This is a genomic window from Brevundimonas sp. UBA7534 (genome assembly GCF_002479325.1).
Lineage (GTDB): Bacteria > Pseudomonadota > Alphaproteobacteria > Caulobacterales > Caulobacteraceae > Brevundimonas.
Window position 1 is genome coordinate 1 of sequence record NZ_DLMO01000076.1, and the last position, 3,364, is coordinate 3,364.

3 protein-coding genes, 1 tRNA gene, 1 pseudogene and 1 riboswitch are annotated in these 3,364 nt (G+C 68.9%); of the genes and pseudogenes, 3 read left to right on the plus strand and 2 right to left on the minus strand.

Features of this window, described 5'->3' with window-relative positions; genetic code table 11:
- Positions 1 to 382: pseudogene (locus B2U11_RS05850) on the minus strand (homoserine dehydrogenase); the annotation flags it as partial.
- A gap of 103 nt (positions 383 to 485) precedes the next feature.
- Positions 486 to 608, minus strand: coding sequence for a hypothetical protein (locus B2U11_RS05855; protein ID WP_292070552.1), 123 nt, complete (start codon positions 606 to 608; stop codon positions 486 to 488).
- Positions 609 to 806: 198 nt separating this feature from the next.
- A riboswitch (SAM riboswitch) is annotated at positions 807 to 920 on the plus strand.
- Positions 921 to 997: 77 nt separating this feature from the next.
- On the opposite strand from B2U11_RS05855, the gene metX reads away from it, so the two are divergent.
- The 3 genes from metX (at position 998) to B2U11_RS05870 (ending at position 3,363) form a co-directional block, all read left to right on the plus strand.
- Positions 998 to 2,059 (plus strand): homoserine O-succinyltransferase MetX, encoded by a 1,062-nt coding sequence (gene metX, locus B2U11_RS05860; RefSeq protein WP_292070553.1) that lies wholly within the window; start codon positions 998 to 1,000, stop codon positions 2,057 to 2,059.
- Positions 2,056 to 3,237 (plus strand): cystathionine gamma-synthase, encoded by a 1,182-nt coding sequence (gene metB / locus B2U11_RS05865; protein ID WP_292070554.1) that lies wholly within the window; start codon positions 2,056 to 2,058, stop codon positions 3,235 to 3,237. The genes metX and metB overlap by 4 nt, the downstream gene beginning before the upstream one ends.
- A 51-nt stretch (positions 3,238 to 3,288) precedes the next feature.
- Positions 3,289 to 3,363 (plus strand) — tRNA-Glu (locus B2U11_RS05870).
- The last annotated feature ends 1 nt before the right edge of the window (position 3,364 follow it).

A 3,364-nucleotide genomic window follows, 5' to 3' on the forward strand; every position in this document is an offset into this window, starting at 1 on the left:
CGATGCCCAGTTCGCGCACCGACAGGGCGCAGGCGTCCAGGCCCACCCGGTCGCAGGCCACGGCCACCAGAGCGGCCGACTTCTCCTCGCCCAGCGCCACATAGCCCGGCAGCAGGGCGTTGGAGTGCGGCAGGCCCAGCGCGCGGGCTTCGGCCAGCAGGCGGTCGGTCGCCCCGGCGAAGGCGGACACCACCGCCACCACCTTTCGGCCCGCCCGGACATGGCCGTAGCAGGCCGAGGCCACCAGCGGCGCATCGTCCGGGCCGCGAAGGATGGAGCTGCCGAACTTCAGCACCACGACTTCGGGCGCGGCGTGCGCGGCGGGTTTGGACTTTGGCTTGAGCGCGTCGGGATTTTCGACCAGGGCGAGGGAGGCGGACATCGGGGTTTCTCGGATTTTTCGGTGGAAGCGTGGGGTGAAAAAGAAAAACCCCGCCAGGCGGACCGGGCGGGGTTCGGGTTCTGCGTGGCCGGATTTCGGCGCGCTAAACTCGTCCCGCCCGTGAGGGCATGGTGGTGGTGGTGCCGGTGCCGATAATCATGCCGAAACGCGTCGCGGCGAGGCCGGCGATGGCGAGAGTTTCGGCGATGATCGAGCGCTGAAGCACGGAAAGGTCCGGGGCGTGATCCGGTTGAAGATGCCCCCAAGGTGTCCAAGCCGGCCCCGCGCGTCAATAGGCCGTTGGATGATTTTTTCATCTTTCTGCGCTTTTGATGGGTTTCAGCCCCTTGTGGGCCCGGCCTTCTTGATGAAGGGGTTTAATTTTTCTCTTGACGAAAAAGGGTGGCTCCACCATCCCTAAAAGCACTCATCAAGACCGGCTGAGGGATTAGGCCCTTTGACGCCGGGGCAACCATCGGGTTCCGCCCGAAACGGTGCCAACTCCTGCGGGGTCCCTCGGGGCCGCGAGAGATGAGTGGAGCATCGACAAGGCGATGCCCCACGATCTGTCACCGTATCGAGCCTTGCTGAGCGAGACGATGCGGAAGACGATTGATGACCCTGGCTGAAACCTCCCTGTTCGAAGTGCCCTTCTGTCGGCCCCAGCCGACCGAAACGCCCGTCCGCGCCCCCGCGCCGCCGACCCGCGAACGCGGCGGCGCCCGCGACGTCGCCGTGCCCCTCCCCGCCGATTTCCGCCTGGCCTCGGGCGAAAAGCTGAACCAGTCCAGCGTCGTCGGCCGCATCCACGGCCGCGCCGGCGCCCCCGTCGTGGTGGTCGCAGGCGGTATCTCCGCAGGCCGTTTCGTGCACCGCACCGAGACCAACGGTCTGGGCTGGTGGTCGGGCGCCGTGTCGGTGCGCGGCCCGATCGACCTGTCGCGCCTCCAGGTCCTGTCGTTCGACTTCGCGCCCGGCGCGGCGTTCGCCGATCGGCCCGTCACCATCACCACCCAGGACCAGGCGCGCCTTTTGGCCCTGCTGCTGGACCACCTGAAGGTCGCGCGCGTCGCCGCCTTCGTCGGCTGCTCCTACGGCGGCATGGTCGCCCTGGCCTTCGCGGAGCTGTTCCCCGACCGGGCCGACCAGTTGATCGTCGTCTCGGCCGCCCATCGGGCGCACCCCCAGGCCACGGCCTGGCGCGGCATCCAGCGCCGCATCCTGCAGTTCGCCGTGGACGCCGGCCGCCCCGAAGAGGGCGTCGCCCTGGCCCGCGAGCTGGCCATGACCACCTACCGCACGGCCGAGGAGTTCGACGAACGCTTCGACACCACCGCCCCCGCCGGCGCCGGCCAGAACTATCCGATCTGCGACTATCTGACCGCGCGTGGTCAGGCCTACCGCACCCACACCACCCCGGCGCGCTGGCTGTCGATGTCGGATTCGATCGACCGCCACAGCGTGACGCCCGAGGCCATCTCCACCCCCGTCACCCTGATCGGCTTCACCTCCGACCGGCTGGTGCCGATCGACGACATGCGTGAGCTGGCCGCCCGCCTGCCGACCCTGTGGCGCTTCGTCGAGGCGCCCTCCCTCTACGGCCACGACGCCTTCCTCAAGGAGGACGCCTTCGTCGGCGACATCCTCCGCACCGCCTTCAAGGACATCAAAGCATGACCCGCTTCGCCTCCCCGCACACGATCGCCGCCCGCACGGGCGTGGACTCGGACACGGCGCACGGCGCGGTCATGCCGCCGCTGTACCTGTCGTCGAACTATTCCTTTGCCGGCTTCGAGCAGAAGCGGAAGTACGACTACAGCCGCTCGGGCAATCCGACCCGCGACGTCCTGGCCGAGACCCTGGCCGAGCTGGAAGGCGGCGCGGGCGCCGTCATCACCGCCACCGGCATGGCGGCGGTGGACCTGCCGCTGGCCCTGCTGGAGCCCGGCGACCTGCTGATCGCCCCGCACGACTGTTATGGCGGCACCTGCCGCCTGCTGAACGCCCGCGCGCGCAAGGGGCATTTCGAACTGCTGCTGGTCGACCAGGGCGATCCCGAAGCCCTCGAAAAGGCCCTGGCGCTGAAGCCCAAACTGGTCCTGGTCGAGACGCCGTCCAATCCCCTGCTGCGCCTGGTCGACGTGGCCGACATCTGCACCCGCGCCCATGCCGCCGGCGCCAAGGTCGTCTGCGACAACACCTTCCTGTCTCCCGCCTTGCAGAACCCGATCAAGCTGGGCGCCGACTTCGTGGTCCATTCCACGACCAAGTTCATCAACGGCCATTCCGACGTGGTCGGCGGCGCCGTCGTCTCGGCCGATGCGGCCGATCACGAGCAGCTGGCCTGGTGGGCGAACTGCACCGGCGTGACCGGATCGCCGTTCGACGCCTATCTGACCCTGCGCGGCGTGCGCACCCTGTTCGCTCGCATCGAGCGCCAGCAGGCCACCGCCGGCCGCATCGCCGAACTGCTGGAGGCCCACCCGGCCGTGGCCTCGGTCAACTATCCGGGGCTGAAGTCGCACCCGACCCACGCCCTGGTCGCCGCCCAGCAGGCCGGCCCGGGCGCCATGCTCAGCTTCGAACTGGCCGGCGGGACCGAGGCCGTTCGCGATCTGGTCGAAAGCCTGGAGATCTTCACCCTGGCGGAATCGCTGGGCGGGGTCGAAAGCCTGATCGCCCACCCGGCCACCATGACCCACGCCGCCATGACGCCGGAACAGCGCGCGACCGCTGGAATCGGGGATGGCCTGGTGCGGCTGTCGGTCGGGCTGGAGCACGTCGAGGACCTGATCGCCGACCTGATCCCGGCGCTGGACGCCCTGGTGGAACAGCCCGCGGCCGCCGCGGCGTAATTTCCTCTTGCGGAGAGCCGCGAACCGGGGCAAATGCGCCGCCCCGGCCGCGGTCCCTTCGTCTATCGGTTAGGACGTCAGGTTTTCAACCTGAAAAGAGGGGTTCGATTCCCCTAGGGACTGCCAC

What these genes read in the sequence shown, in the direction of transcription:
- metB (WP_292070554.1), top strand. Translation starts at nt 2,056, where the DNA reads ATGACCCGCTTCGCCTCCCCGCACACGATCGCCGCCCGCACGGGCGTG.
- metX (WP_292070553.1), top strand. Translation starts at nt 998, where the DNA reads ATGACCCTGGCTGAAACCTCCCTGTTCGAAGTGCCCTTCTGTCGGCCC.